Genomic DNA, 24,646 nt, shown 5'->3' with positions numbered 1-24,646 from the left:
TCGACCCATGCTGCGTTGCCGCAACTCCCNGCCTTCGCCCGTGCGTGGCGGGCAGACCGCCAGCGTGAACAACAAACGACGGGGCGCGGCAGTTTCGTGCCACTGAGCTTCCGAGCGGGTGAAGCCTTCCAGTTCGACTGGAGCGAAGACTACGCGGTTTTTGGCGGTGAGCGCACAAAGTTGCAGGTTGCGCATATCAAGCTGTCTCACAGCCGGGCGTTCCTCGTGCGGGCATATCTGCTTCAGACCCACGAGATGCTGTTCGATGCCCACTGGCACGGTTTCCGTGTTCTGGGCGGTGTGCCGGAACGTGGCATCTACGATAGTGAGGCGTGAGCCGCCACCGGTCCGAGGCCATGCCGAACGAAGACAGCGGTGGATCGGATCGGGCGCGGCAAGGAGCGACAGGTCAACATGCGCTTCCTCGCCATGGCCAACCATTATGTCTTCGAGCCGGAATTCTGCAATCCGGCCGCAGGTTGGGAGAAGGGTCAGGTCGAGAAGAACGTCCAGGATGCACGACCGCGGCTTTGGCAGCCGATGCCGGACTTTCCCGATCTCGCGGCGCTGAATGATTGGCTGGAACAGCGCTGCAAGGCGCTCTGGCAGGAGATCCCGCATGGCCGTCTGGCTGGGACTGTGGCCGATGCCTGGGCTGAGGAACAGGCCGCGTTGATGCCGGTGCCGCCGGCCTTCGATGGCTTCATCGAATGGAGCAAGCGCGTCTCTCCCACCTGTCTGATCAGCTTCGAGCGCACTCGCTACAGCGTGCCGGCGTCGTTCGCGAACCGCCCTGTCAGCCTCCGCGTCTATCCTGACCGGCTCGTCATCGCCGCAGAGGGCCAGATCCTATGCGAGCATGCACGGCGGATTGACCGCTCCCACCAACTACCGCCGCAAACGGTCTACGACTGGCGGCATTATTTGGCGGTCATCCAGCGCAAACCTGGCGCGCTCAGGAATGGCGCTCCGTTTGCCGAGCTGCCGCCAGGATTCAAGCAGTTGCAGGAACAGATGCTGCGACGTCCTGGTGGAGACCGTNTCATCGAATGGAGCAAGCGCGTCTCTCCCACCTGTCTGATCAGCTTCGAGCGCACTCGCTACAGCGTGCCGGCGTCGTTCGCGAGGCTTTGGTTTTGGCGCGGAGATAAGCCGAAGGTTGAAACATGTAGGTATCCGGTCCATGAAATGCCTTCGGCACTCCATCCCGGAGCACGGAAATCGAGATCGAGCATAGGCATGTCCCTGACAATCAAAGAAAAGATCATCCATTGGCTGGCTGTTGCCGGAGGGGCGGCTTTGGTGGCCTTTGCGGCGAAGACGCCGGTCACGATGCTCTTTTTCACGATTTTGCAGGTGACCGGAATGGCCGAGGCGACCGCGCTGCCGGTTCTTCTCGGGGCAATGGCTCTCTTGCTGATCGGGTTCGCGTTTTGGATGAACAAGCAAAGCGGGCCGCGCATGATCGCCGAATATTCCACGCTGACCGCCGGTCTGCTTTTCTGCTTTGCGGTCCTTTGCATCATCGGGGTCATGGCTTACGAATTCGCCCTCGACCAGCAAGCGACCGATCCGGGCGGTCCTGCGATGGCGGTCCTGTTGGTTGCCCTCTTTTCGGCTGTCTATCTCGTGCTGGCCGCAATCTGCTTCGGCATTGGCCTGACTTTGCGCCGACGCCGCCTTTCGGCGTGATCCGTCACCCAGCCGCCCCGAGCCTGCGGGGCTGCCAGCTAAATGGTCGCGGCCGCCGGTGAGGGCGGCACCCGTACCTACCCGCCGGCNGGTCGATATCCTTGCATTGGTCCTGCACCATGACGAGCAAGCTGTTCTGACCGCTGTGGAACTGGCTTTGGCCGAAGGGGTCGCGACCAAGACACATGTGCTGAATATTCTCCATCGCCTGATTGATGGCAAAACCAACGATGGGCCGCTCATCGATACGCCCCAAGCGCTCGCGCTGCGCCGCGAGCCTAAGGCAAATGTCGGGCGCTACGACGATCTGCGGGCCCATAACACCGGAGGCCGCCATGCGTCATGATCCCGCCAGCGGCGCCGTCATTATCATGCTTCGCAGCCTCAAGATGCATGGCATGGCGCAGGCCGTGACCGATTTGATTGAGCAAGGCGCGCCTGCATTCGAAGCGGCAGTTCCGATCCTAACCCAGCTGTTGAAGGCGGAGATGGCCGAACGAGAGGTCCGGTCGATTGCCTATCATATGAAAGCGGCACGCTTTCCGGCCTACAAAGACCTGTCGGGTNCTGCTCGAACAGCTTGAGGAGGGTCATGGTATCGCGATCGGCGGGGCACTCGTCGCTATGGAAAGCCTCGACCTCGGAAATGGTGACCGCAGGTAGATCAAGATCGATTTTGCCGTTCCAGCTATGAGCGCAAGGGGTGTCGCCTCCCACGTCACGCTCCGCGACTTCAAAGATGCCGAAGGTTGGAGGAGTCACGTATTCGATGTCACTCCGACCCTCGAAATCGGCAATCACCCAAGGCAGGGTGAAAAGCTCTTCGGTGAGCGGGACCGCCTCTTGCGCGAAGGCGGCGCTGCCAAGCAAAAATGCACAAGCGCCAGAGGCGGCCAGGTTCATGAGCCGGATCATTTTCTACCTATTCAATATCTTGCCGCGGGCAAACTAGACCGTGACGTCGACCGGGGCCAATGAAAAAGCGTGCCGCAATCGGGGCCGAGGTCGCTGGCGGGTCCGGTGGCATCAGGCCCGCCCAAACCGGAGTTGGCTGCCTGACGCCTCCTGCTGCGCCCCGTTAAACTGCAAAAAGTCACCCGCGGATCGGCTTGAGGGCAGATCCGCGGGTGTTGCTTTTAAGGGGCAGGGCTATGGCGCGGGCTTATTGTGCCGCTGCCGGAGCTTCCGCCGTTTCCTCGGTGATCTCGGCCGCGCGACGCGGGTCATAAACCCCTGCAACCTCGTTCCCGGGGGCTTCGCGGGCCGCGAGACTGTCCCGCACCGCCTTGACCTCTGCCGTCGTGATCGCTGGCGCGTTGTTGCCCCAGCTCGAGCGCATGAAGGTCATGAGATCGGCGATCTCGGCATCCGAATAGCGCCAGGCGAATCCCGGCATGCCGATCGGCGCGGGGCGGGTCGGCACCGAAGGGGCCGCCGCGCCCGCAAGCACCGCCCTGATCGCGGGAGTCGGTTCGGGCACGAGCAGGCTCGCATTGCCGGCAAGACGCGGGAAAGCATCCTTGGCTCCCTGACCGTTCGTCATATGGCAGGCCGCGCAGCTATCCATATAGATCTCTGCGCCGCGCCCCGTGATCGAGCCGTCGAGGAACGCATTCGCCGTCGTCTCGTTGGCGGCAAAGCTGGTCGAGGGGTTCGCCGAGGACGCGCCGAGCGACTTGAGGTAGGCCCCCATCGCCAGCAAATCCTCGTCGGTCATATGCTGCGTGCTGTGAAGGACAACCTCGGACATACCGCCCGGCAGGACAGCCGCATGTGGGTTGCGTGCGGTTTTCAGCGTCTCGGCGATGTCTTCCTTGCTCCAAAGCGCGAGCCCGTCGGCATCGCCGCGCAAGCTCGGCGCGGCCCCGCCGTTACCGGCAAGGAACAGGTCGCTTTGTTCGTTGAGCGCGACTTCGGCCATTGTGGTCTCGCTGCGCGGCGTGTGGCACGCCCCGCAATGCCCCGCGCCCTGCACGAGATAGGCGCCACGGGCGATTTCGGGGTCGCCATAGGCAGCCGCATCAAAGGTGACCTCGCCCGGCCCGAAGACCTTGCGCCAGATCGCGACCGGCCAGCGCATCGACATCGGGAAAGCGATGTCGGCGGCTTTGTTGGCCTGATCGACGGGCGCGATGCCCTTCATGAAGTAGACATACATGTCCGCAATGTCCTGATCGGACATGATCGCATAGGACGGATAGGTCATCGCCGGATAAAGCGAAGTCCCGTTCGGCGCGATCCCGTGACGCACGGCACGATCGAAGTCGTTCAGGCTGAAATTGCCGATGCCGGTAGCCTTGTCGGGTGTGATGTTGGTCGAATACATTGTCCCCACCGGCGAAGCGATGGGGAGCCCGCCCGCGAATGGCGTACCCTCCGGCGCGGTGTGGCAGGCCACACAATCGCTGGCGGTCGCGATGTAGCGGCCGCGTTCCAGCGCGGCAGGATCGTCGAGATCGACCTCAAGCGTGATCTCGCGCGTCGAGGTCGGCCAGAGCGCGAAGCCCAGGACCCCCGCTCCGCCGACAACGCCCAGACCAACGACGCCGAGAATGATTTTACCGATTTTCATAGCTCACCTCACGCATCGACCATCGGTTGACCCGGGTTCTTCAGGTAGATCTCGCGGATGGCATTGGCCGTCCAATAGGCGAGACCGCCGACAAGGCCCGTCGGGTTGTAGCCGTTGTTTTGCGGGAAGGCGTTCGCGCCCACCGCAAAGACGTTGGGCACGTCCCACGACTGGAGATAGCGGTTGATGGCAGAGGTCTCGGGGCTGTCGCCCATGATCGCGCCGCCCACCGCATGGGTGCTTTGGTATTGGGTGGTATTATACTGCGCACCCGGCTGCTTCGCCGAACCCGTGGTCGAAAGCGGGTTCAGGACGGATGCCAGCTGCTCGCCCTTTTCGAAGTAGAATTGCGAGCCGCGGATTTCGTTGTCGTGCCAGTTGAAGGTCATCCGCAGAAGCGGACGGCCGAAGGAGTCCTTATAGGTCGGGTCCAGATCGAGATAGGTGTCGCGATAGGACATGCAGGCGCCCTGAACTTCGAAATAGAAGTTGTGGCGGAAGCTGTCGGTAATCGCCTGTTTCCACTCGCTGCCCCAACCCGGCGTGCCCGAGGGAACCGGAATGCCGCGGATCGGACCCGCACCCGGCTGGCGTGCCCAGACGATACCGCCTCCGATGAAGCCCGTCTGCGAGGCATCGACCTGCTTGCCGTTGAAGTCGTCCATGGTCTGGCCGCTGCCGCCCGTCCCGACAAAGCCGTTCGCCTGAACATCCTTGCCGAAGAACATCGTGATGCGGCTGAGGTTCTGGTAGGAGTAGTTCTTGCCCACCACGCCCTGTCCCGTGCGCGGATCGTAAGGGCGGCCGATCCCCGACAGCAGCATCAGATGGACGTTGTAGAACGAGAAGGCGCAGAGCAGGACGATCCCCGCCGGCTGCACGGTCTCGCGGCCCTGCGCATCCATATAGGTGACGCCCGTGGCCTTCTTGCCGGTGTCGTCGAGATTGACCTTGAGCACCTGCGAATTCACCCGCAGCTCGAAATTCGGATCGATCCGCAGCGCCGGAATGATACAGGCACCGGGCGTCGATTTCGAATAGTTCAAGCAACCGTAATCGCTACAGAAACCGCAGAAGTTGCACGGCCCCATCTGCATCCCGTAGGGGTTCACATAGGAGGCCGAAAGGTTCGCCGAGGGGATCGGATAGGGGTTCCAGCCAAGCTCCTGCGCGCCTTTGCGGAACATTTCCGAGCCGAGGAATTCGCGCTGCGGACCCAAGGCGTAATCGCGCGACCGCGGCCCCTCGAAGGGGTTGCCGCCCTCCTGGATGACGCCGTTGATGTTGCCGGCCTTGCCCGAGATCCCCGCGACATATTCGAATTTGTCGAAATGGGGCTCCAGATCCTCGTAGGTGACGGGGAAATCCGCGATCGTCATGTCTTCGGGGATAAAGTTCTCGCCGAAACGGTCGGTCAGCATCGAGCGCAGTTTCAGGTCTTCCGGCAAGGGGCGGAAGTTGCAGCCCGACCAATGCTCGCCCGCGCCGCCGACACCCGTGCCCGGCTTGAACGAGCCCATCTGGCGGTAAGGCATCGCCAGATCGCCGACGCCGTGCCTGATTGTCAGCGTCTCTTGCGAGAGGCTTTGCAGATAGCGGCGGTGGACCGAGCCTTCCAGCTCGTCGACCACGCGCGGATAGGAAAAGTCGCGTTGCGCGTTGCGGTCGGCCCCGCGCTCGAGGGCGACGACCTTCAGCCCCGCCTCGAGCATTTCCTTGGCCATAATCGATCCGGTCCAGCCCATGCCGACGATGACGACATCGACTTCATCTTTCATGATCGCCATGATCTCAGCCCCTTCTGCCCATCAGATCGACAGGCCCGAACGGGTAGGGCTTGTCACGAACACCGACCCAGTCGGTGAAATCGGCACGCATGCCGGGGTAGCCGATCATCTTCCACGACCCCATGCCCTTGTTGCCGCCGTGGATAGGGTCGCTGAAATAGCCGTAGCGCGTCTCGGCCAGCAGATGCTGCCAGAAATAGCGCACCGGCACGTTGGGCAGCTCGATCTTGCGTTCCTGCAGCTCGGTCAGGATCGCTTCCTGTTCTTCGTGGCTCAGCTCGGCAAAGGTTTTTCCGTCGCGGTTGGCGCGGCACCAAGCATCGGTGTCGCCGATACCGGCGCGCAGGATTTCCTTGACGGTCAGGCGGCCCTGATAGCCGAAATTGGGGTCGTCGCTGTCCTGAAACGGCCCCGCCATGTACCAGATCGCACCACTGGCATAGGGCGTCTGCATATGGCGGTCGATGAATTCGACCGTACCCAGCTCGACCGCACCGGGGCCGACCTCGTCCGATGGGATCAGCCGGTCACAGGCCGCCGTCAGAAAGGCCCATTCGTCAGCGGTGAAAAAGACCGGCTGATAGGCCGGTTGGGCCTCTTGGGCGGGCGCCGGACCCGCATCGAGGGCAAGCGCACCCGATGCCGCCGCAAGCGGAAGCAGCGAGACCCCCTTCAGCAAACCTCTGCGGGAAGTGTCGGGCACATCCCTCTCGGGGCCCCCGCGGCCCTTGTCCCTACCTTGCATCTGCGTCTCCGTTAGCTTTCAAAGTCTTGGCTTGGATGATCTCGGGTCTGCCACTCGGAGCACACCTTTGACCGGAGCAAGCGCCACGGGCTGTGGAACTGCTGGGTATGTGGTTCGACTGATTGGGCAAGTCGCGCAGACCAAATAGACATATAAGGCATTTGGTCGTCAAGAGCCGGGCGGGGCGCAGCGACGTGACAAGCATGGCCGATTCCGCCGCCAGGTCGCTTGAGCGGCGGCCGGATCTTCGGCGCGGGGAAACGGGGGCGCGGCCCGCGATTCCCGCCGGCGGGAGCCATGCAGGGAAAGGCGCAAGCCGCGACCTCGGGCCGCTGGTCGCTAAATGTGGAAAAACTCGGGGATCAACGCGGAAAGCGCGGGATATCAGCCCAAAGGCTGCAATGCCTCTGCCGAAAGCCTCCGGTGGTCTTGCCCCCATTCCGCGAGCATGAACACCACTTGCTCCAGTTTCGCGCCCGATGGGGTCAGCATGTATTTTGCGCCATTGCCGCGCGATCCGGATCCGGTTCGCGTAATGGCGCCGTTGATCTCCAGCTCGCGCAAGTCGCGCGCAAGCATGCGCGGAGAGATCGTCGCCAGCAGCCGCTCTATGTCGGCGAATCCCTTGGGACCGCTGAGCAGGGTGCAGACGATCGCCAGCTTCCACTTGCCGCTGACCACGTTAAGCGCATCGCGAATGGCGAGCACGAAGGCCTTTTTGCAAAGGTCGTGCTCTTCGGGTTCCAGCTCCATCTGATGCACTATTCCGTCCCTCCTGCGGCGCCTGAAACAGGCGAGAAAACGCTATACAAGTTGATAGTTCCTAAACCATTCGTCGACACTATAGCGGGGCCATAGCATGTGGAGTGTGTCATGATCCTGATCGGCGGTTCAACCGGACAACTTGGTAAAGAGGTCATCGCCCAGTTGCTGCGCCGCAATGCGAAGGGACTGTTTGCCGTCCTCGCCCGCGATCCGGAAAAGGCCAAACCATACGCGGATCAGGGGATCGAGGTTCGCTACGGCGATTACGACCGTCCGTCGGAACTCGGTCCTGCCTTTGCCGGAATAGACCGCTTTTTGTTCATTTCTACCATGTCGCAAAACCGCGGCGAGCAGCAGCGCCATGTGGTGGATGCGGCAAGGGCGTCCGGTGTGAGGCATGTCGCCTATACCGGTCTCGCCATCCGCGACATCGCGACCTCGGGCGTTCGCGAGCTGATGGAGAGCCATTTCGAGACCGAAGACAGGATCCGCGCCTCCGGCATGAGATGGACCTTCCTGCGCAACACCATGTACGCCGAGGCGATTGCCCAGATCGCGGGGCCGAAAGCGCCGGCAGAGGGGGTCTTTCTGCCGGGAGGGACGGGCCGCGTCCCCTACGCCCTGCGACGCGAGATGGGCGAAGCCGCAGCCAACATGCTGTTGCAGGAGGGGCATGAGGGCAAGACCTACACCCTTACGGGCCCCAGCTCCTGGAGCTATGCCGATATCGTGGCGGCCCTTTCGCGGAGAGCCGGCCGTCCGCTTGTCTATCAGGACATTCCCGAGGCGGCGCTGGCAGATGGCCTGCGCGCCGCAGGGCTGCCGGAATTCGTGATCTGGCTGACGCTCGGCACGATCCGCGACATCCGCGATGGCCAGTATGACCTGCCCTCGCGTGATCTTGCGACGCTTCTCGGCAAAGAGCCGCAATCGCTCGACGAGATGCTCGGTGCAGTCTTCGCCTGAGCCGTTTCGCATAGTCCGAATTGTCAACGAGTATCGTGGTTTCCGGGTGGGAAACGTCGCTTTCCCACCCGTTTTTTCATCTGTTAAGCGTAAGAGGATATCATGACCCAGACCACCGCCCGGAAAATCGTCGACCAGATGTTCGCCGCCTTCAACGCGAAAGACCTGCCGGGGGCACTTGCCACGGTCTCGCAGGACACGCTCTGGATCCATCACGGTTCACAGAAAATGCCCTCGGTCCGGTTTGAAGGGAAAAGCGGCGCCGAGAAGTTCTTCGGCACCAGCTTTTCCGCGATGAAGATCGACTACTTCCGCCCGCTGACCTTTATCGAACAAGGCGACACGGTCGTGGTTCTGGGCGAGGAAAGCTATGTGATGGACGGAATTGACGGGAAGCTCTCCAACAAATGGGTTCAGGTCTATACCGTTACCAACGGCCTGATCAGCAAGATGGAAGAGTTTGCAACCTCGGCCGATCCGTCATCCTACATGGTCGTCGCCTGATCATTTCGGGCGCGCCGCGCTGTTGGCCATGCGCATCACTTGTGATCGCGTTCGGCAGATCCGGCGCGCCCGCCGTCCAGAATCGATGCTTGCACGACCGGCATCCCGCAACCGGCGCTTCATTCCGCCCTTGGGGCGCAGGCCTCTACGATGGGATCTTCATCATACGGGCCGCCGACGCCACGGTGTCGCTTGGGTCAATGAACCAAGAAAGCCGGCCAAGCGCCGGCCTTTTCATGGGCACGGGACTGGGTGGATCTTTGCGGTTTCCCCGCGCCGATGCAGGGCGGTTTCCGGCGTTGAAAGCGGTTGGTCCGCTTGTTGCAGGTACAGGTGCCGTCCGGCGTGCCGAAGAGGCATTCGACTTCGGTTATGCCCGGCCGGTCGGGCGCTTGGCGACGGAGATGACCGTCAGGAAAGGGAGTACCTTCCTAGACTCGCTTCTCCGCAAGGATCAAGGGTTCCATTCCGGCATGCGCAGGGTCTGCATGCGCAGGTCGAGCATTCCCGGAACGCCAGCCAGTTTTTCCCTCGCAGAGCGCCCGTCCTTCAAGGGGCTGCGACGGGCGATGGTTTTCAACGGCAGGCGGTTCGCGGTTCGCCAAACGACGCCATTCCTGATCGGGCGGCAGACCAATGCACGCGGCGAAGGCGCGGCCCTGCTACCGATGAATGAATCATCGGCATGTCGGCCGGAAAACCGCGCTGCGCCATTCGTCGACTGCCGTTAATCACGCCCCATCAGATAGTCCGCCACTGCCATATAGGCAGGCAGAGAGGTCGGATCGATCGCGCCGTTTGCCGCGGTCGGGAAGGATGCGAAACGCACGATGACCATCTCGGCGAGCGGGTCGACATAGATCGTCTGCCCGTGCACGCCGCGCGCGGCATAGGCGCCATGCGCGTTGTTGAAATTCCACCATTGGCTCGTATAGCTGCCGCCCGGGATAGTCGGATAGCCGCCGAATTTGGCCGGATCGCCACCTGCCGCGATCTTCTCGACCACGCTGGCGGGGAAGATCTGCCGGCCGTCGACCGCACCCTTGTCGATCATCAGCTGCCCGAGCCGCGCCAGATCGCGCAGGCCGAGGCTCAGCCCTCCGCCCGCGAAGGGCACGCCTTTGCCGTCGACGGTCTGATAGGCGTCCTGTTCGGCCCCCATCGGCTGCCAAAGGCGCTCGGAGGCAAGATCGGCGACAGATTTTTGCGCGACGCGGCTGATGATCCAGCCGAGCATGTCGGAGTTTACGGTCTTGTAATGAAAGGCCTCGCCGTGGCTGCCCTCGGGCTGGACCTGCGCGAGATATTCCCAATAGCCGTCCGGACCATCATAGCCTTCGGGCTTGGGGAGCGGGCTGGCAGCGGCCGAATAGGTCCAGATATCGGCCTCCGGATCCGCGTAATCCTCGGAAAACTTGATGCCCGTGGTCATATCCATGACCTGCCGGACCGTGGCGCTGCCGAAGGCGCCCGCTTCGACCTCGGGGATGATCTCGGCGACGCGGAGCGTATCATCCAGCTTTCCCTCGGCAACGAGGATCTCGGCCAGAAGCCCTGTCACCGATTTGGTCATCGACATGGCCGCATGCTTGCCCGTCTCGTCGAGGCAGCCGAAATAGCGTTCGTAGACGACCTGGCCTTTGTGCAGGATCAGGATGCCGTCGGTATAATTGGCGTAAAGCGAGGCCTCCCAGCTCATCTGTTCCGCGCCGCCCAGAGGCGTGAAGGTCAAGCCGTCGATCTCGTCGCGCAGATCCGCGAAAGCGGCCGGTTCGGGATAGACAAGCGGGACCGGCGCGCCAAGGCCGCGGCTGATGCCGGTAGTCGGCAGGAATTCCCGCAGATGGCAGACCGACCAGCGCAGCTTGGGAAAGCTGAAATAAACCGAATCCGGCTGGGTTATGATCTTGTCCGGCGGCGGCGGAAAGCCCTGCATCCAGCCCATGACGCGCGGGTCGGATTCCCGCGCCGAAAGCGGGGGCGTGTCAGCCATGGCCGGACCTCCGATGAATGCCAAAAGCAAGCTTGCGGCGACAAGCTTTGCGCGAACCGCTGGTGTTGCCAAAACGGATCCTCCCCAACGGATAAAGCAATATATTATCCCCGAATTGTGCGGGAAACCGGCCCGATTGGTCAATGGCCGCAATCAGGGCGAGCGTCGTCGCCGGAGGAAATTACCTATCGAATGCGGTCTTTGCCTGCGCCGACGTGTGCCGTTAGGGAAAGATCGACACCCCGCGCATATCATCTTCAGGTTGTGTCGCGAAGGGCACGGTTTGAAACCAGCCCCGCGCAGGGTTCTTGTCAAACCATTTGGGAACAACAGATTGACCAAGAGTTTTCCCCGTGCGGATTGCCTGAACGGCCCGGTTTTGTTTTTCCGCAAAGCTGCAATCTTTCTCGCCATTCAATTGCAAGCTGTGTAGCCTCAATTGCACGTCATTCAATCAACCTGAAAAACGGCGGGAGAAGATGAAGTCGACAGCGGTTCTCTGCGCCATTGACCTTGCGGGAATGGCGGCCGGTAGGGATGCCGGCGCCCAAGAGGCCGATAACGGAACGGACCCCACCAAATTGCGCCGTAGCGCATGGGCCAGTTGCGAGCATATGGACTTGGACAATGGTGTGAAGCGCGCCACGCTCAGGGCGGGCGCGAATTACGCGCTCTTTCTGGAAGAGGGGCGCATTTTCGTTCCCGCCATCAACCACAGCCAATCGATCGGCGACGACAACCAGATCCGCGAGACGGTTCCGCATTTCTACTATGTGCCGAAGCTGCCCGACCCCGCACAGAACATGACGAACGATCCGGCCGCGGTGAAAAGCTGGGAAGGCGATCGCCTTTACGGCAGCCTCGCCGTCACGGCGGGCACACCGGTGGGCAAGGCCGGCGACCGCTTGGCGCAGGTCTATGTCAAGTCCGGCATTTTGCCGGCAATGAACGGCCCGCGGATTGGGCCGCGGCGGTCGGATACCACGTCATCGGCTTTTGAGCCGTTGACCTTTTAGCATTAACATAATCAGTTACAGCAAATCTCGGGTCAGGAGCTACCATGAACCACCTCGCCAGACTTTCCTTTCAGGCCTTTTTGCTCGGCGCCTCGTCCCTCGGGCTCGCTGCGACCGCAATGGCCGAGCCGATCACGGTCAATGCGCAGAACTTCTCCCGCGCCGAAAGCGATCTGTATTTCTCGGCAGTGGTTGCGGCTCGCGGCATTGGTGTTCTTGGCCACGAGCGCGCGATGACGCCGATCGATGATCAGGCGATCATCCGGATGAACCGCGACACGCTGTATTCCTCGGCGGTCTATGATCTGGATGCGGGTCCGGTGACGATCACCCTTCCCGAAACCAACGGCCGCTTCATGTCGATGCAGATCATCGACGAGGATCAATATACTCATGGCGTCCAATACGAGCCGGGCGAGTATACCCTGACGCGCGAAGAAATCGGCACGCGCTATGTGCTGGTCGCCCTGCGCACGCTCGTGAACCCCGAAGATCCCGCCGATATGGATGCGGTCCACAAGCTGCAGGATCAGCTCAAATCCGAACAGCCGGGCGGACCGGGCGTGTTCGAGATCCCGGATTGGGATGCCGAAAGCCGCACCAAGACCCGCGCCAAGATCAACGCTCTGGCCGAGGATGTGCCGAACCCGACGCGGATGTTCGGCTCCAAAGCCGAGGTTGATCCGATCATGTTCCTCATCGGCTCGGCGATGGGCTGGGGCGGCAACCCCGACCGCGACGCCTTGTATCTGAACCGTTTTCCGGAAAACAACGACGGCAAGCAGGTCTACCGCCTGACCGTCAAGGACGTGCCGGTTCAGGCTTTCTGGTCGATCACGATCTATAATGCCGACGGCTTCATCGCGCCCAACGACCGCAATGTCTATACGCTGAACAACCTGACGGCCAAACCCGCCGAGGACGGCTCCTATCACCTGCAATTCGGCGGCTGCACCGACGAGACGGTGAACTGCCTACCGGTGCCGGAAAACTGGAACTGGATGGTCCGCCTGTATCGTCCCGAAGCCGCGATCCTCGACGGCAGCTGGACCTTCCCCGAGCTGGAGGCTGTCCAATGAACCGCCGCACCCTTTTGACGCTTTCGGCCGCAGCACTGGTTCTGCCCGCGCTGCCCTTGGCCGCCCAGACCGCAACCGCGACCGATGGTGCCGCCGCGATCCGCGAAGCCTATATCTACACCTATCCGATGGTGAAGAATTACCTCACCATGTATCAATATGCGGTGGAAAAGGACGGCTCCCAATACAAGGGGCCGTTCAACGAGATGGTCAGCATCGCGCGGGTCTATACGCCTGAAGATACCGCGATCATCACGCCGAACTCGGACACGCCCTATTCCTTCGTGGTCTTCGACCTGCGCGCCGAGCCGGTCGTCGTCACGCTGCCCGAGATCGAAAAAGAGCGCTATTATTCGCTTCAGCTGATCGATCTTTACACCAACAACGTCGACTACCCCGGCACGCGGGTTGACGGCAATGGCGGCGGCGATTTCCTGATCACCGGACCGGGCTGGAAAGGCGAGGTGCCGGAAGGCATCAAGCGCGTCATCGAAATGCCGACATGGCTGGCCATGGGCATCATGCGCACCCAGCTTTTCGCACCCGACGATCTGGACAAGGTCAAAGAGATTCAGGCGAAATACAAGGCCAGCCCGCTTTCCGCCTGGGCCGGCACGCCCGCGCCGGAGGCCGCTCCGGCCGTGGACTGGATGCCGATCTCGGACGAGCTGATGGTGTCGAATTTCTGGCAGCTGGCCGCGTTCCTGCTGCCCTTCGCTCCGGCATGGCCGGGTGACGAGGCGCAGCGCGAGGGGCTTGCGAAACTTGGCGTCGAAAGCGGCAAGGTCGTAAGCGCGACCCCCGAGATGGTTGCCGGAGCCGAGGCGACCTACAAGGAAATCTGGGACACCGCAGGCGCGCTGACCGATTCCTCGAAATATTTCGGCACGCCCGAGCAGATGCAGGGCCAATACATGTCCCGCGCTGCTGCGGCGCAGGGCGGGATTTACGGCAATAGCGCGCAAGAGGCGCTTTATGTGATCGAGGCGGTCGACGGCGACAAGCAGCCGCTGGACGGCAGCAAGGCGAATTACCGTCTGACCTTCGCGGCGGACAGCCTGCCGCCGGTCGATGCCTTCTGGTCGATCACCATGTATGACCGCCAAAGCCAGCTGCTGATCGACAACCCGATCAACCGCTATCTGATCAACTCGCCGATGCTGGACAGCCTCAAGCGCGACGAGGCGGGTAATGTCACGCTGTATATCCAGAAAGACAGCCCCGGCGCGGATCTGGAATCGAACTGGCTGCCGGCACCTGCCGCGACCTTCTACACGGTCATGCGGCTTTACCTGCCCAAGGCCGAGGCTTTGGAAGGCCGCTGGGTTTCGCCATCGGCAAAGATCGAAGAATGACGATGCCTGCAGGCAGCATGGCCTGTCCTTCGCGCTTCCCCGCCAAATCGGCGGGGGGGCGTTTCGCTTTGCGGCATGCCTTGGCCCTCGGCCTTGCGGGGTTGCTGCTTCAGGGCTGCAGCCCCCGTCCGAGCGCACTGAGCCTCGAGCCGGTGCCCTCGGCCGCGGCACGGGTGCAGACCCCCGACGGTGCGCAGTCCAAAGAGCAGCGTGTCTTTGTCGCGACGACGCGCGGGCTGATGCTGACCGAAGACGGCCGTCAGGCTTACGGCGATGCGCGCTCGATGGCGGGCAGCTATATGATCTATGATTTTTCGGTCCCGCCGGGCCATAAAGCCTCCGAGATCGAATGGCCCAAAGAGGGCAAGACCCCCGATCCCGCAACGGAATTCCTCGTGACCAAAGCGCAGGCCGCCGACAAGGCCGGTTTCCTGCGGGCGGTGCGGGGAGACGGGCGGCGGGGCCGTGATGTCAGCCTGTTTATCCACGGTTACAACACCTCGATGCCCGAAGCGGTCTTCCGCGCGGCGCAGATTGCGACCGATGCCAATGCCGGCGCGGCGTCGGTTTTGTTCGCATGGCCTTCTTCGGCCAAAGTCACCGCCTATGTCGCCGACCGCGATGCCGCGGATTTCTCGCGTCCGGCGCTGGCCAATCTGATCGCCGATCTCGAACAGGCCTCGGGCAACGGCCGCATCTTCGTCATCGGCCATTCCATGGGCGGCCGCCTGACGATGGAATCCCTGCTGCAACTGCGCCTGCAGGGGCGCAACGATATCCTCAACCGCGTCGAGGTGGTGCTCGCCGATCCCGATATCGATGTCGATCTCTTCTGGCAGCAGATGGCGCAGATCGGCAAACTGCCGGTCCCGATCACCGTGATGACCGCGACCGACGACAAGGCGCTTCTGGTCTCGCAGACACTTGCGGGCGGGCGCACGCGGATCGGCGCGATCAATGTCGCTGATCCTGCGGTCAAGGCCAGGGCCGAGGCCTACGGCGTGCGTCTGGTCGACGTCTCGGAGATGGAGACCGACATGATGGCCCATGGCCGCCTCATGCAGGTCGCGGCGCTTTACGACCATACTCCGGCCAGCCGACCGGGCGAGGGGCTGCGTCGTGCCGGCGCATTCATGATCGGAAGCTTTGGTCAGGGTATTATCGAAGTGGGCGACAGCTTTGCCCGCTGATCCTGCCGGCCCATCAATTCAGACAAGGACATTCAAGGAGAGATGGCTATGAAAACCACAAAACTGTGTCTGACCGCCGTCGGTCTTCTGGCGCTCGGCGCCTTGCCGGGCTTTGCGCAGGATGCGGCCCCTGCGGATGGCGGCCTGAGCTTTGGCCAAAGCGGCTGGGAATTCGAAGCCGCCGCCTATCTCTGGCTGCCCGAAAGCAAGACCGGCGTCTCGACGCCCTACGGCCGCGCGGTCACCTCGCTTTCGGCCGGCGATGCGGTCGACGCGCTGGATGTCGGGGTGATGTTCGCGGTCAATGCCCGTCAAGGCGACTGGGCTTTGGTCGGCGATGTCTTCTACCTCGACCTCACGCTCCAGGATTCCTCGCCTTTGGGGCTTTTCTATTCCGGTGGCGAGGCGCGCACCCGCCTGACCTCGATCGCGGGCTACGGGCTTTACAACTTCTACGAGGACGACAAGCTCCGCGTCGAGGCCGGCGGCGGTCTGCGCTATATGTCGAGCGAGATCGACGTCACCTTGCACGGCAATCTTGCTGCGGACCGCAAGACGTCGATCTCGGACGACTGGATTGATCCGGTCATCGCCTTCCGCACCACTGCAAAGCTGGGCGAGCGCTTGGACGGCGTGCTGTGGCTCGATGGCGGCGGCTTCGACCTCGGCGGTTCGACCTCGGACCGCAGCTGGCAGGTCTCGGCGATGCTGCACTGGAAAGCCAACGAGAAATGGACGATCGGCGGGGGCTACCGCACCCTTTACGTCGACCGCGAGAACGACGGCACGTCCTATGACCTGCGTATGTCGGGCCCGATTTTGGGTGCCTCGATGCGGTTCTGAGGCCGCAGAAAAGGCCCCGCAACCCGTCTGCCAGACGGCAACATCCGGAGACGGTTGTTGCCGTTTTGCGTTCTGGGGCGGGCCCCTTTGGAGGGCCGGATGCTTGGGTGGGGCGGGGAGACGCCGCACTTGCCTGAACTGACCTCATGCACGGTGATATTCTGGGGCGGAGCCGGAAGTCCGGTGCCAAGCGGCTCTGACCTTTCCCGTCGTTCGCGCGACGGTGCCCTGCTAAAAGGAGGGCCGTCGGTGGTCGCATTTATCCCGCGCGATATTTGCAATAAACACCACTCCCGCCTGCAATCACGCCGCCCCCACGGACGTCTTATGAGCGCTCCAACAGCCGCTCTCTTGACACTGGCACGGGGCATTGTTAGCTAACTAACGAATAAATTAGCAAGCTAACGATCATGCCGACCTCCCAGCATTCCGTATTCGAAAACTTCCTCACTTTGTCGCGTGTCATGCGCGGATTGTTTGACCAGCGCGCGCAAGAAATGGGGCTGACCTATGCGCGGGCGAGGCTGCTCGCGACGATTTCGCGCAATGAGGGCGCGACCCAGACCGAACTGGCGGCACTGCTGCAGATCGAGACGCCGACCCTCAAGCGCCAGCTCGATGCGCTCGAGGCGATGAAACTGGCCGAGCGGCGGCCCTCTCCGGTCGATGCGCGCAAATATACCATCTTTCTGACCGGCCCCGCGCGGCTCGTCAGCATTGTGCGTTTCCGCGAGGAGATCGAGGCGGAGATGTTTGAAGGCATCGACACCGCCGATATCGAGGCGACCCGCCGCGTTCTCGCCCGCATGGCCGAGAATGCCGAAAAGATCGCACGGCAATGACCGATACTGGCGCAGCAAAACCGCAAAGGGTTGCGCCGGAGGAGGGGCAAGGAACGGGCGCGGCAGTCCCGCCGCGGGCCGCGCGTGACGCTGGCGCGGCGCCTGCGGATCACGCGAGCGAGGCGGAAACCGGGGACGCTTCTTTGACCGACGGGCCCGAAGAATCCCGCGACCCGCAAGAGGATGCTGCGCGCGGAGCAGAGGCCGAGAAGGCGGGTGCCTCCCGACCCGAAACCGATGCTCCTCCGGCTGCAACCTCTGACCCCACTCCCCAAACCGCCGCGCCACCCGCTTTCGTCGCGCCGCCCTTGCCGGTGACGCTGGCCTATATGGGCGCGGCTGCGGTGATCTCGGTCACGCAAGGACTGGGGCAGGGGTTCGTCACCGCCAATATCCAGCAGATCGCCGGCGAGTTGGGCGCGACCACGACCGAGGCGAGCTGGCTCATGGCCGCTTACCTCATTCCGCGCGCCTCGCTGCCCCTGATGCTGACCAAGATGCGCATGCAGTATGGCCTGCGCCGCTTTGCCGAAATCGCGATCATCATCTATCTGGTGCTGGCTTTCGTCTCGTTGTGGATCGTCGATCTGCGCTCGGCGGTGATCGTGCAATTCTTCAACGGCATGGCGTCCGCGCCTTTGTCGACGCTGGCCTTCCTCTACATGATCGAGCCGCTCGCGCCGCAGTGGAAGCTGCGGATGGGCATGCCGATGGTCATGGCCTGTACGATGATGGGGCCATCCCTCGCGCGCGTGCTTTCGCCCAGCCTCTTCGGAGACGGCGGCTGGACGGATGTGCACCTGATGGGGCTCGGCCTCGCGGCGATCTCGCTCGCGCTGGTCTTTCTGCTCAAGCTCAAACCCGCGCCTAAGGCGAGGGTGCTGGCGCTGATGGATGTTGTCAGCTGGCTGTTCATCGCGGCGGGTTTCGGCGGGCTGACGGTGGCCTCGGTCATGGGCTCGATCCACTGGTGGACCGATACCGCCTGGATCGGCTGGGTGCTGGCGCTCGGCGTGGCCTGCCTCGCCATCGCGGTGATGATCGAGCTGAACCGCGCCTCGCCGCTGCTCGATATCCGCTGGCTCGCGAGCCCAGCCATCGTCCATCTGACGATCACGCTGCTGATCTTCCGGCTGATCCTGTCCGAGCAAAGCGCGGGCGCGCCGCGGATGTTTCAGGTCTTGGGCGTCACGCAAAACCAGCTCGTGCCTTTGTTCACCGTGATTGCGGCGGCGGGGATTTTGGGCGGTTTGGCCTGTATCCCGTTCATGACGCTCAAGCGCGTGCCGCTTTACCATCTGGTCGCGCTGGTCCTGATCGCGACGGGGGCATGGCTCGACAGCCATTCGACCGTCGATACCCGCCCCGAGCAGATGATGTTGAGCCAGGCGATGATCGCTTTCGCGGGCACGATCTTCATCGGACCGGCCCTGCTGCGCGGCCTGATGGCGGCTTTGTCGCGCGGGCCGAACTATATCCTGTCTTTCTTCGTGGTGTTTTTGTCGACGCAAAGCGTGGGCGGTTCGATCGGCTCGGGGATGTTCACGACGCTGATCAACCACCGACAGGCCTTTCACATGCAGGTCCTGCAAGAGGAGCTGCAGGCCACCAGCCCGATCACCACCGCAGCCATCGCCCAGGCGGGCCGCGCGCTTGCCCCGCAAGTCGCCGACCCCGCGATGCGCCAGCTTCAGGCCGTGTCGCGCATTGCGACCGAGACCAGCAACCAGGCCTATGTCATGGCCTATAACGACGCTTATTTCCTGACGTTCCTTCTGGCGATCGTGGCGCTTGCGGCACTGCTTCTGCACCTGCTGCGTGATTGGCTGGCCGAGAAGGGCGGGGGCCTGTGGCGCGGGCTTTTGCATCTTGGCCCGACAGGCACAAACCTCGCCGGAAATCCCGAAACCTCCCCTGCATCCACTCCCGCACCAACCCTCGTCGCGAAGCCACAATCATGAGCAAGAACCATCTGATCCCCACATTGATCGCTGCCGCCATCGGACTTGGCGGCGTGCTGCTGATCCTTTTCGCCTGGCATCTGCCGCCTTTCAAACCCTCGCAGCCGGTGACCGAAAACGCCTATATCCGCGCCCGCGTCACTGCGCTCGCGCCCCAGCTTTCGGGCTATCTTGCCGAGGTTTCGGTTGGCGATTTCGCGCGGGTGGAAAAGGGCCAGATCATTGCGCGTCTCGATGACCGCCAGTACCGCCAGAAGCTCGCGCAGGCCCAGGCCGCCGAGCAGGAGGCCGAGGCCGCGCTCAAGATCGCCGAGCAGAATGTGCGCACCGCCGAGGCGGGTGTAACCTCTGCCGAGGCCGCCCAAGGCGCGGCAGAGGCGACGCGCGACACCGCCAAACAGGATTGGGATCGCGCCCGCCAGCTGCAATCGCGCGGCGTGACGGCGCAAAGCTCGGCCGACCAGACCGCGCTCAGCCTGCGGCAAGCCGAGGCGGCCGTGACCCAAGCCCAAAGCCGGATCGCGGTTGCACGCGAGGCGGTCAATGGCGCGAAGGTCGGCCTCGGCGCGAAAGAGGCCGATATCGCGGCCGCCAAGGCGGCGGTCGAGCTGGCGGGGCTGGATCTCGAGAATACCGTGGTGCGCGCGCCGGTCGACGGCCAGCTCGGGCAGGTCGGGGCGCGGGTCGGGCAATATGTCACTGCGGGAACCGCGCTTGTCAGTCTGGTTGGCGACGAGATCTGGGTCATCGCGAATTTCAAGGAAACCGAGCTGCACGGCATGCGCATCGGCGATCCCGTCCGCTTCACGGTCGATGCGCTGCAAGGCCGCAGCTATCGCGGCCATGTCGAGGCTTTCTCGCCGGCGACGGCCTCGGAGTTCAGCCTGCTGGCCGGAACCAATGCGACCGGCAATTTCACCAAGGTCACCCAGCGTCTGCCGGTGCGGATCTCGATCGATGCCGGACAAGAGGCGGCGGATGATCTGGCGGCAGGCCTTTCCGTCGTGGCCCATGTCGAGACGAAACGCGCCTCCGGTGCGGATGCAAAGCCCGCGGGCTGAGAGCCGCAGGCACCGCCCCGAAGAGGGGAGGGGGGCCTTCAGGGTTCACGGCGCTTGGCGCAAAAGAAAAACGCCCGCAGCAAGTGCGGGCGTTTTCAACCAGCCTGAGTTGAACGGAGCAGGCTTGGAAACTCGGTGAAAGCGGCCGTGGCGGCCGGCTTTCGAAATTAGACTTCGGGGATCAGGACTTCGCGTTTGCCGACATGGTTTGCCGGGCTGACGACGCCTTGTTCTTCCATTTGTTCGACCAGACGCGCGGCCTTGTTGTAGCCGATCGCCAGTTTGCGCTGGATATAGCTGGTCGAGCATTTGCGGTCTTTGGCCACGATCGCGACAGCCATGTCGTAAAGCTCGGCATCGCCACCCTCGCCGGTCGACAGCCCCAGCACCATATCGATACCGTCGGCTTTGTCTTCGTCGGGGCCATCCACCACGCCCGACATATAGGTCGGAGGGCCGAAGCTTTTCAAGTGGCGGACGATCTCTTCGACCTCCTCGTCGCTGACGAAGGGGCCGTGAACGCGGGTGATTTTGGAGCCGCCCGCCATATAGAGCATGTCGCCCTGACCCAGCAGCTGCTCGGCACCCTGTTCGCCCAGAATGGTGCGGCTGTCGATCTTCGAGGTGACCTGGAACGAGATCCGCGTCGGGAAGTTCGCCTTGATCGTGCCGGTGATGACATCGACCGAGGGGCGCTGCGTCGCCATGATCAGGTGGATGCCGCTGGCGCGGGCCATCTGGGCCAGACGCTGGATGCAGGCCTCGATTTCCTTGCCCGCGACCATCATCAGGTCGGCCATCTCGTCCACGACGACGACGATATAGGGGAAGGCCTCGGGCTTGAACTCTTCGGTCTCGAAGACGGGTTCGCCGGTTTCCTCGTCAAAGCCGGTCTGGACGGTGCGTTTGAACAGCTCGTTCTTGGACAGGGCCTCGCGGACGCGGCCGTTGTAGCCCTCGATATTGCGCACGCCCATTTTCGACATGCGGCGGTAGCGCTCTTCCATTTCGCCGACGACCCATTTCAGCGCGACGACGGCCTTCTTGGGGTTGGTCACAACCGGCGAGAGCAGATGCGGAATGCCGTCATAGACGGAAAGCTCCAGCATCTTGGGGTCGATCATGATGACGCGGCATTCCTCGGGGGTGAGCTTGTAGAGCAGCGACAGGATCATCGTGTTGATCGCCACCGATTTCCCCGAGCCGGTGGTCCCCGCGATCAGCAGGTGCGGCATTTTCGCGAGGTTGGCGATGACCGGCCCGCCGCCGATATCCTTGCCGAGCGCCAGCGGCAGCGGTTGGCTGCCGTCGGTGAAGGCTTTGGCCGACAGGATTTCGCGCAGCACGACTTTCTCGCGGCGCACGTTCGGCAATTCGATCCCGATCACCGTGCGGCCCGGCACGGTCGAGACGCGGGCCGAGAGCGCCGACATCGAGCGCGCGATATCATCGGCCAGACCGATGACGCGGCTTGCCTTGAGGCCCGGCGCGGGCTCGAGTTCGTAAAGCGTGACGACGGGGCCGGGCCGGACCTCGGTGATCTGGCCCTTCACGCCGTAATCATCCAATACCGCCTCGAGGGTACGCGCGTTTTCCAACAGCTGCTCCGAGGAGAGCTGGTGGCGTTCGATCGTGTCCGGTGCGGACAGCAGCTCGAGCGGGGGATGCTCGTAGGGCGGACGCGCGGTCTCGTCGAAGTCATGGATGACGGGAGCGGCGCGGGGAGCTTTGGGCAGGGCGCTGCGCTCGGCCGGACGGGGCGCGAAAAGCGGTGCGCTTTGCGCGGCGGGCTCTTCGTGATCGTAAGCGTCGCTTTGGTCGAAACCATGCGGCGCATCGGTGAAATCGTCATCCTCTTCGGCGTCATCATCCGCCGCGAGGTCATAGCCCTCGTCGTTGCGCGCGCCGAAATTGATATGGGGCACGCCCTGTTCAAGCGGCGGCTCGATCCGCGCGGCGGGGGTGGCCGCCTTGCCCGTCAGGCGGGCGGTGACCGAAGCGATGACCGAAGGCTTCGCCTCGGGCTCGGGCTTTTCCGAGCGCTGGCGGATCGCATCGGTGATGCGCGCGCTGATTTGCGCGTTCGAGGGGGCCTCGGTTTCGTCCCAATTGCCCTGACGGTCGTAAAGCTCGGATTCTGGCAGTTGCTCGGCGGTCTCGGCAGGGGCACGGCGCAGGCGCGCCATCATGCCGCGCGGTGCGGGATCCTCGGCCAGAGCAGCGCCGAGATTGGTCGAACCGGCTTGCGCCACGCGCTCGCGGCGCGCGGCCGAGCGGTCGCGGATCTCGGAGGCGGCTTTGCCCGACAGGACCGCGAAACGGCCCGCGATGCGCAGGCCGATCACGCGCGCGGTCGCCAGACCTTCGCGCAGGAAGCCGGCAATGCGCAGGACTTCGGCCTTGCTGAAGCCGAAAACGAAGGCCGAAAAGGCCAGCGAACCCGCTGCCGCCAGAAGTGCGAGGAATTTGATCCCGATCGAGGCTTTGACCGGCATTGCCGAGAGCATCGCGCCCATCAGCATATCGCCCAGATGGCCGCCCAGACCGAAGCTTTGCCGCCAGCCCGCAGGCGGTGCCATCGAGGTCGCATAGACCGACACCAGCACCATTGCGAGCGGAAGGAAGATCCCCCGCATCAGCCGCTCTTCGCCGCGATGCAACAAAAGCCGCAGCCCCCAGACGATCGCGCCGATCGAGAGCATATAGGAGCCGTAGCCCGCGATCATGAAAAGCGCCGAGGCGACATAGGCCCCGAACCGTCCCAGAAGGTTGGTCGCGGGCTGGTCGGTCGCCGACATGATGCTGGGATCGTCGGGAGAATAGCTGACAAGCATCATGGCGATCAGGATGCCGAGGACGACGAGCCCCGCCCCCAGAAGCTCTTTGCCGCGCCGCTCGAGCGCGGCCTGCGTGCCTTGGTCAAACAACGGGTCGCGGTGTTTTGCCTGCCAGCTCGCCATGTTCAACCCCCTTGATACAAACAGTTTTTCAGGCGGTTCAGCGCCGCCTCGGTCTTTTGCGCATCATCGACCAGCGCGACGCGGATGAAATTCTTTCCCGGATTGCCGGCCTCGGTGTCGCGGGCCAGATAGCCGCCCGGCAGGACCTGAATGCCCGCCTCGGACCAGAGCTTCTTGGCGGCAGCCTCGCCGTCGCCGACTGCGGGAGGCACGGGCAGCCACAGAAAGAATCCGCCCTGCGGCGCGAAATAGCCTTCGATATTGCCGAAGATGCGGTCGGCGATGGCGTATTTCGCGAGGTAAAGCCTGCGGTTGTCCTCGGCATGGGAATCGTCGGACCAGGCCCGCGTCGAGACGCGCTGGACCGGAAGCGGCAAAGGCGCGCCGGAGTAGCTGCGCAGCAGACGGATCCGGCGGATGTTTTCGGCCCCGCCCGCGGCAAAGCCCGACCGCAACCCCGGCAGGTTCGAGCGTTTGGACAGCGAGTTGAACATCACCACGCGGTCGATCAGACCCATACGGCTCGCCACGGCCAAGGCGCTTGGCGGAGGGGTGTCGCGGTAGATCTCGGAATAGCACTCATCCGAGAAGATCAGGAAATCGTGGCGCTCGGCCAGCTCGATCAGATGTTCGAGGTAATCGACATCGGCCACCGCGCCCTGCGGATTGGCGGGCGAGCACAGATAGGCGATGGCGGTGCGGTCGAGCAATTCGGGCGCAAGGCCCGCGAAATCGGGCAAATGGCCGGTCGCGGCAGTGGCGGGCACGAAGACCGCATCGGCGTCGACGGCTGCGGCGGCGACGGCATAGACCTGATAGAAGGGGTTCGGCACCAGAATGGCGGGGCGCGCGCCGTTTTTGTCTTGCGGGCAAAGCGCCAGCGCCGCGTTGAACAGCCCTTCGCGGGAGCCGTTAAGCGTCGAGATCTGGGCGGGCGGCACAGCGATCGCATGGCGGCGTCCGATCCAGTCCGAGATCGCCTGAAGCAGCTCTGGCGCGCCTTCGTTCGGCGGATATTTCCCGAATTCGGCAATGCTTTGCGCCATGACGGGGGCGACGAAATCCGGCAGCGCGTGACGCGGCTCTCCGATGGTCATGACGACGGGATCACCGCCGGGCTCAAGGCCGGACAGGAGATTCCGCAGACGCGGGAATGCGTATTCGGGCAGGTTCGAGAACCGCTCGCTCTGTGCCATATCTGCCTCTCAGATCGGGGTCGTTGCGCCCCGTTTGCTTGCAGACTACTGACAAAGGCTGGTTTCGTCCAGTCACTCGGCGGGGCAATGGCGGGATTTGCCTAAGCTTTTCGCCTGCG

The 24,646-nt window shown here is 63.2% G+C and carries 19 protein-coding genes and 3 pseudogenes; 15 read left to right on the top strand and 7 right to left on the bottom strand.

The window, feature by feature from the left end; translation table 11 throughout:
* Positions 1 to 21 precede the first annotated feature (21 nt).
* From istA to ACFFUC_RS01365, 3 pseudogenes are all read left to right on the top strand, one after another.
* Positions 22 to 1,041: pseudogene (istA, locus tag ACFFUC_RS01375) on the top strand (IS21 family transposase); the annotation flags it as partial.
* 733 nt (positions 1,042 to 1,774) lie between these two features.
* Positions 1,775 to 2,038: pseudogene (locus ACFFUC_RS01370) on the top strand (IS21 family transposase); the annotation flags it as partial.
* Positions 2,028 to 2,258, top strand: a pseudogene (locus ACFFUC_RS01365) (ATP-binding protein); the annotation flags it as partial. The pseudogenes ACFFUC_RS01370 and ACFFUC_RS01365, both read left to right, overlap by 11 nt.
* Positions 2,259 to 2,854: 596 nt before the next feature.
* Here ACFFUC_RS01365 and ACFFUC_RS01360 read toward each other — a convergent pair.
* From ACFFUC_RS01360 to ACFFUC_RS01345, 4 genes are all read right to left on the bottom strand, one after another.
* Positions 2,855 to 4,264 (bottom strand): c-type cytochrome, encoded by a 1,410-nt coding sequence (locus ACFFUC_RS01360; protein WP_377682817.1) that lies wholly within the window; start codon positions 4,262 to 4,264, stop codon positions 2,855 to 2,857.
* An 8-nt stretch (positions 4,265 to 4,272) separates the two neighbouring features.
* On the bottom strand, positions 4,273 to 6,051 hold the full coding sequence (locus ACFFUC_RS01355; RefSeq protein ID WP_377682815.1) for a GMC family oxidoreductase: 1,779 nt from the start codon (positions 6,049 to 6,051) through the stop codon (positions 4,273 to 4,275).
* A gap of 4 nt (positions 6,052 to 6,055) precedes the next feature.
* Entirely contained in the window at positions 6,056 to 6,754 is a 699-nt protein-coding gene (locus tag ACFFUC_RS01350) for a gluconate 2-dehydrogenase subunit 3 family protein (RefSeq protein WP_377682813.1), read from the bottom strand.
* 426 nt (positions 6,755 to 7,180) lie between these two features.
* Complete coding sequence (locus tag ACFFUC_RS01345) at positions 7,181 to 7,549, bottom strand: winged helix-turn-helix transcriptional regulator (RefSeq protein ID WP_377682811.1); 369 nt, start codon at positions 7,547 to 7,549, stop codon at positions 7,181 to 7,183.
* A 120-nt stretch (positions 7,550 to 7,669) separates the two neighbouring features.
* On the opposite strand from ACFFUC_RS01345, the gene ACFFUC_RS01340 reads away from it, so the two are divergent.
* The 3 genes from ACFFUC_RS01340 (at position 7,670) to ACFFUC_RS01330 (ending at position 9,762) form a co-directional block, all read left to right on the top strand.
* Positions 7,670 to 8,527 (top strand): SDR family oxidoreductase, encoded by an 858-nt coding sequence (locus tag ACFFUC_RS01340; protein ID WP_377682809.1) that lies wholly within the window; start codon positions 7,670 to 7,672, stop codon positions 8,525 to 8,527.
* Between the two features lie 102 nt (positions 8,528 to 8,629).
* On the top strand, positions 8,630 to 9,031 hold the full coding sequence (locus tag ACFFUC_RS01335) for a nuclear transport factor 2 family protein (RefSeq protein ID WP_377682808.1): 402 nt from the start codon (positions 8,630 to 8,632) through the stop codon (positions 9,029 to 9,031).
* Between the two features lie 200 nt (positions 9,032 to 9,231).
* The gene (locus ACFFUC_RS01330) at positions 9,232 to 9,762 is read left to right on the top strand and encodes a hypothetical protein (protein ID WP_377682806.1); all 531 of its coding nucleotides are present in this window, start codon (positions 9,232 to 9,234) and stop codon (positions 9,760 to 9,762) included.
* Here the strand turns inward: ACFFUC_RS01330 and ACFFUC_RS01325 are convergent.
* Positions 9,759 to 11,024 (bottom strand): serine hydrolase domain-containing protein, encoded by a 1,266-nt coding sequence (locus ACFFUC_RS01325; RefSeq protein ID WP_377682804.1) that lies wholly within the window; start codon positions 11,022 to 11,024, stop codon positions 9,759 to 9,761. The two genes, ACFFUC_RS01330 and ACFFUC_RS01325, sit on opposite strands and share 4 nt — an antisense overlap.
* Positions 11,025 to 11,037: 13 nt before the next feature.
* Between ACFFUC_RS01325 and ACFFUC_RS01320 the strand changes: the two genes are divergently transcribed.
* From ACFFUC_RS01320 to ACFFUC_RS01280, 9 genes are all read left to right on the top strand, one after another.
* Positions 11,038 to 11,457, top strand: a complete 420-nt coding sequence (locus tag ACFFUC_RS01320; RefSeq protein WP_377682802.1) for a hypothetical protein — start codon at positions 11,038 to 11,040, stop codon at positions 11,455 to 11,457.
* 46 nt (positions 11,458 to 11,503) lie between these two features.
* Positions 11,504 to 12,040, top strand: coding sequence for a hypothetical protein (locus tag ACFFUC_RS01315; protein WP_377682800.1), 537 nt, complete (start codon positions 11,504 to 11,506; stop codon positions 12,038 to 12,040).
* A 44-nt stretch (positions 12,041 to 12,084) separates the two neighbouring features.
* Positions 12,085 to 13,119 carry a DUF1254 domain-containing protein gene (locus ACFFUC_RS01310; RefSeq protein WP_377682798.1) on the top strand — a complete coding sequence of 345 codons (1,035 nt, stop codon included), beginning with the start codon at positions 12,085 to 12,087 and terminating at the stop codon, positions 13,117 to 13,119.
* The gene (locus ACFFUC_RS01305; protein WP_377682796.1) at positions 13,116 to 14,474 is read left to right on the top strand and encodes a DUF1254 domain-containing protein; all 1,359 of its coding nucleotides are present in this window, start codon (positions 13,116 to 13,118) and stop codon (positions 14,472 to 14,474) included. Before ACFFUC_RS01310 ends, ACFFUC_RS01305 begins: the two co-directional genes overlap by 4 nt.
* On the top strand, positions 14,471 to 15,664 hold the full coding sequence (locus ACFFUC_RS01300) for an alpha/beta hydrolase (protein ID WP_377682794.1): 1,194 nt from the start codon (positions 14,471 to 14,473) through the stop codon (positions 15,662 to 15,664). The genes ACFFUC_RS01305 and ACFFUC_RS01300 overlap by 4 nt, the downstream gene beginning before the upstream one ends.
* Before the next feature lie 48 nt (positions 15,665 to 15,712).
* Entirely contained in the window at positions 15,713 to 16,507 is a 795-nt protein-coding gene (locus ACFFUC_RS01295) for a hypothetical protein (RefSeq protein ID WP_377682792.1), read from the top strand.
* Between the two features lie 410 nt (positions 16,508 to 16,917).
* Positions 16,918 to 17,349, top strand: coding sequence for a MarR family winged helix-turn-helix transcriptional regulator (locus ACFFUC_RS01290; RefSeq protein WP_377682790.1), 432 nt, complete (start codon positions 16,918 to 16,920; stop codon positions 17,347 to 17,349).
* 329 nt (positions 17,350 to 17,678) lie between these two features.
* Positions 17,679 to 19,310, top strand: coding sequence for an efflux MFS transporter permease (locus tag ACFFUC_RS01285; RefSeq protein WP_377683599.1), 1,632 nt, complete (start codon positions 17,679 to 17,681; stop codon positions 19,308 to 19,310).
* Complete coding sequence (locus tag ACFFUC_RS01280) at positions 19,307 to 20,371, top strand: HlyD family secretion protein (RefSeq protein WP_377682788.1); 1,065 nt, start codon at positions 19,307 to 19,309, stop codon at positions 20,369 to 20,371. The genes ACFFUC_RS01285 and ACFFUC_RS01280 overlap by 4 nt, the downstream gene beginning before the upstream one ends.
* A gap of 167 nt (positions 20,372 to 20,538) precedes the next feature.
* Here ACFFUC_RS01280 and ACFFUC_RS01275 read toward each other — a convergent pair whose 3' ends face one another.
* Both ACFFUC_RS01275 and ACFFUC_RS01270 read right to left on the bottom strand, forming a co-directional pair.
* Positions 20,539 to 23,331, bottom strand: a complete 2,793-nt coding sequence (locus ACFFUC_RS01275) for a DNA translocase FtsK (protein WP_377682786.1) — start codon at positions 23,329 to 23,331, stop codon at positions 20,539 to 20,541.
* Positions 23,332 to 23,333: 2 nt separating this feature from the next.
* On the bottom strand, positions 23,334 to 24,527 hold the full coding sequence (locus tag ACFFUC_RS01270) for an aminotransferase class I/II-fold pyridoxal phosphate-dependent enzyme (RefSeq protein ID WP_377682785.1): 1,194 nt from the start codon (positions 24,525 to 24,527) through the stop codon (positions 23,334 to 23,336).
* Between the last annotated feature and the right edge of the window lie 119 nt (positions 24,528 to 24,646).

It is taken from the genome of Paracoccus cavernae (assembly GCF_042430175.1).
In the GTDB taxonomy this organism is placed as follows: domain Bacteria; phylum Pseudomonadota; class Alphaproteobacteria; order Rhodobacterales; family Rhodobacteraceae; genus Paracoccus; species Paracoccus cavernae.
Note: the sequence above shows the minus strand (reverse complement) of the source record. Positions and strands in the feature narration are given on the sequence as shown.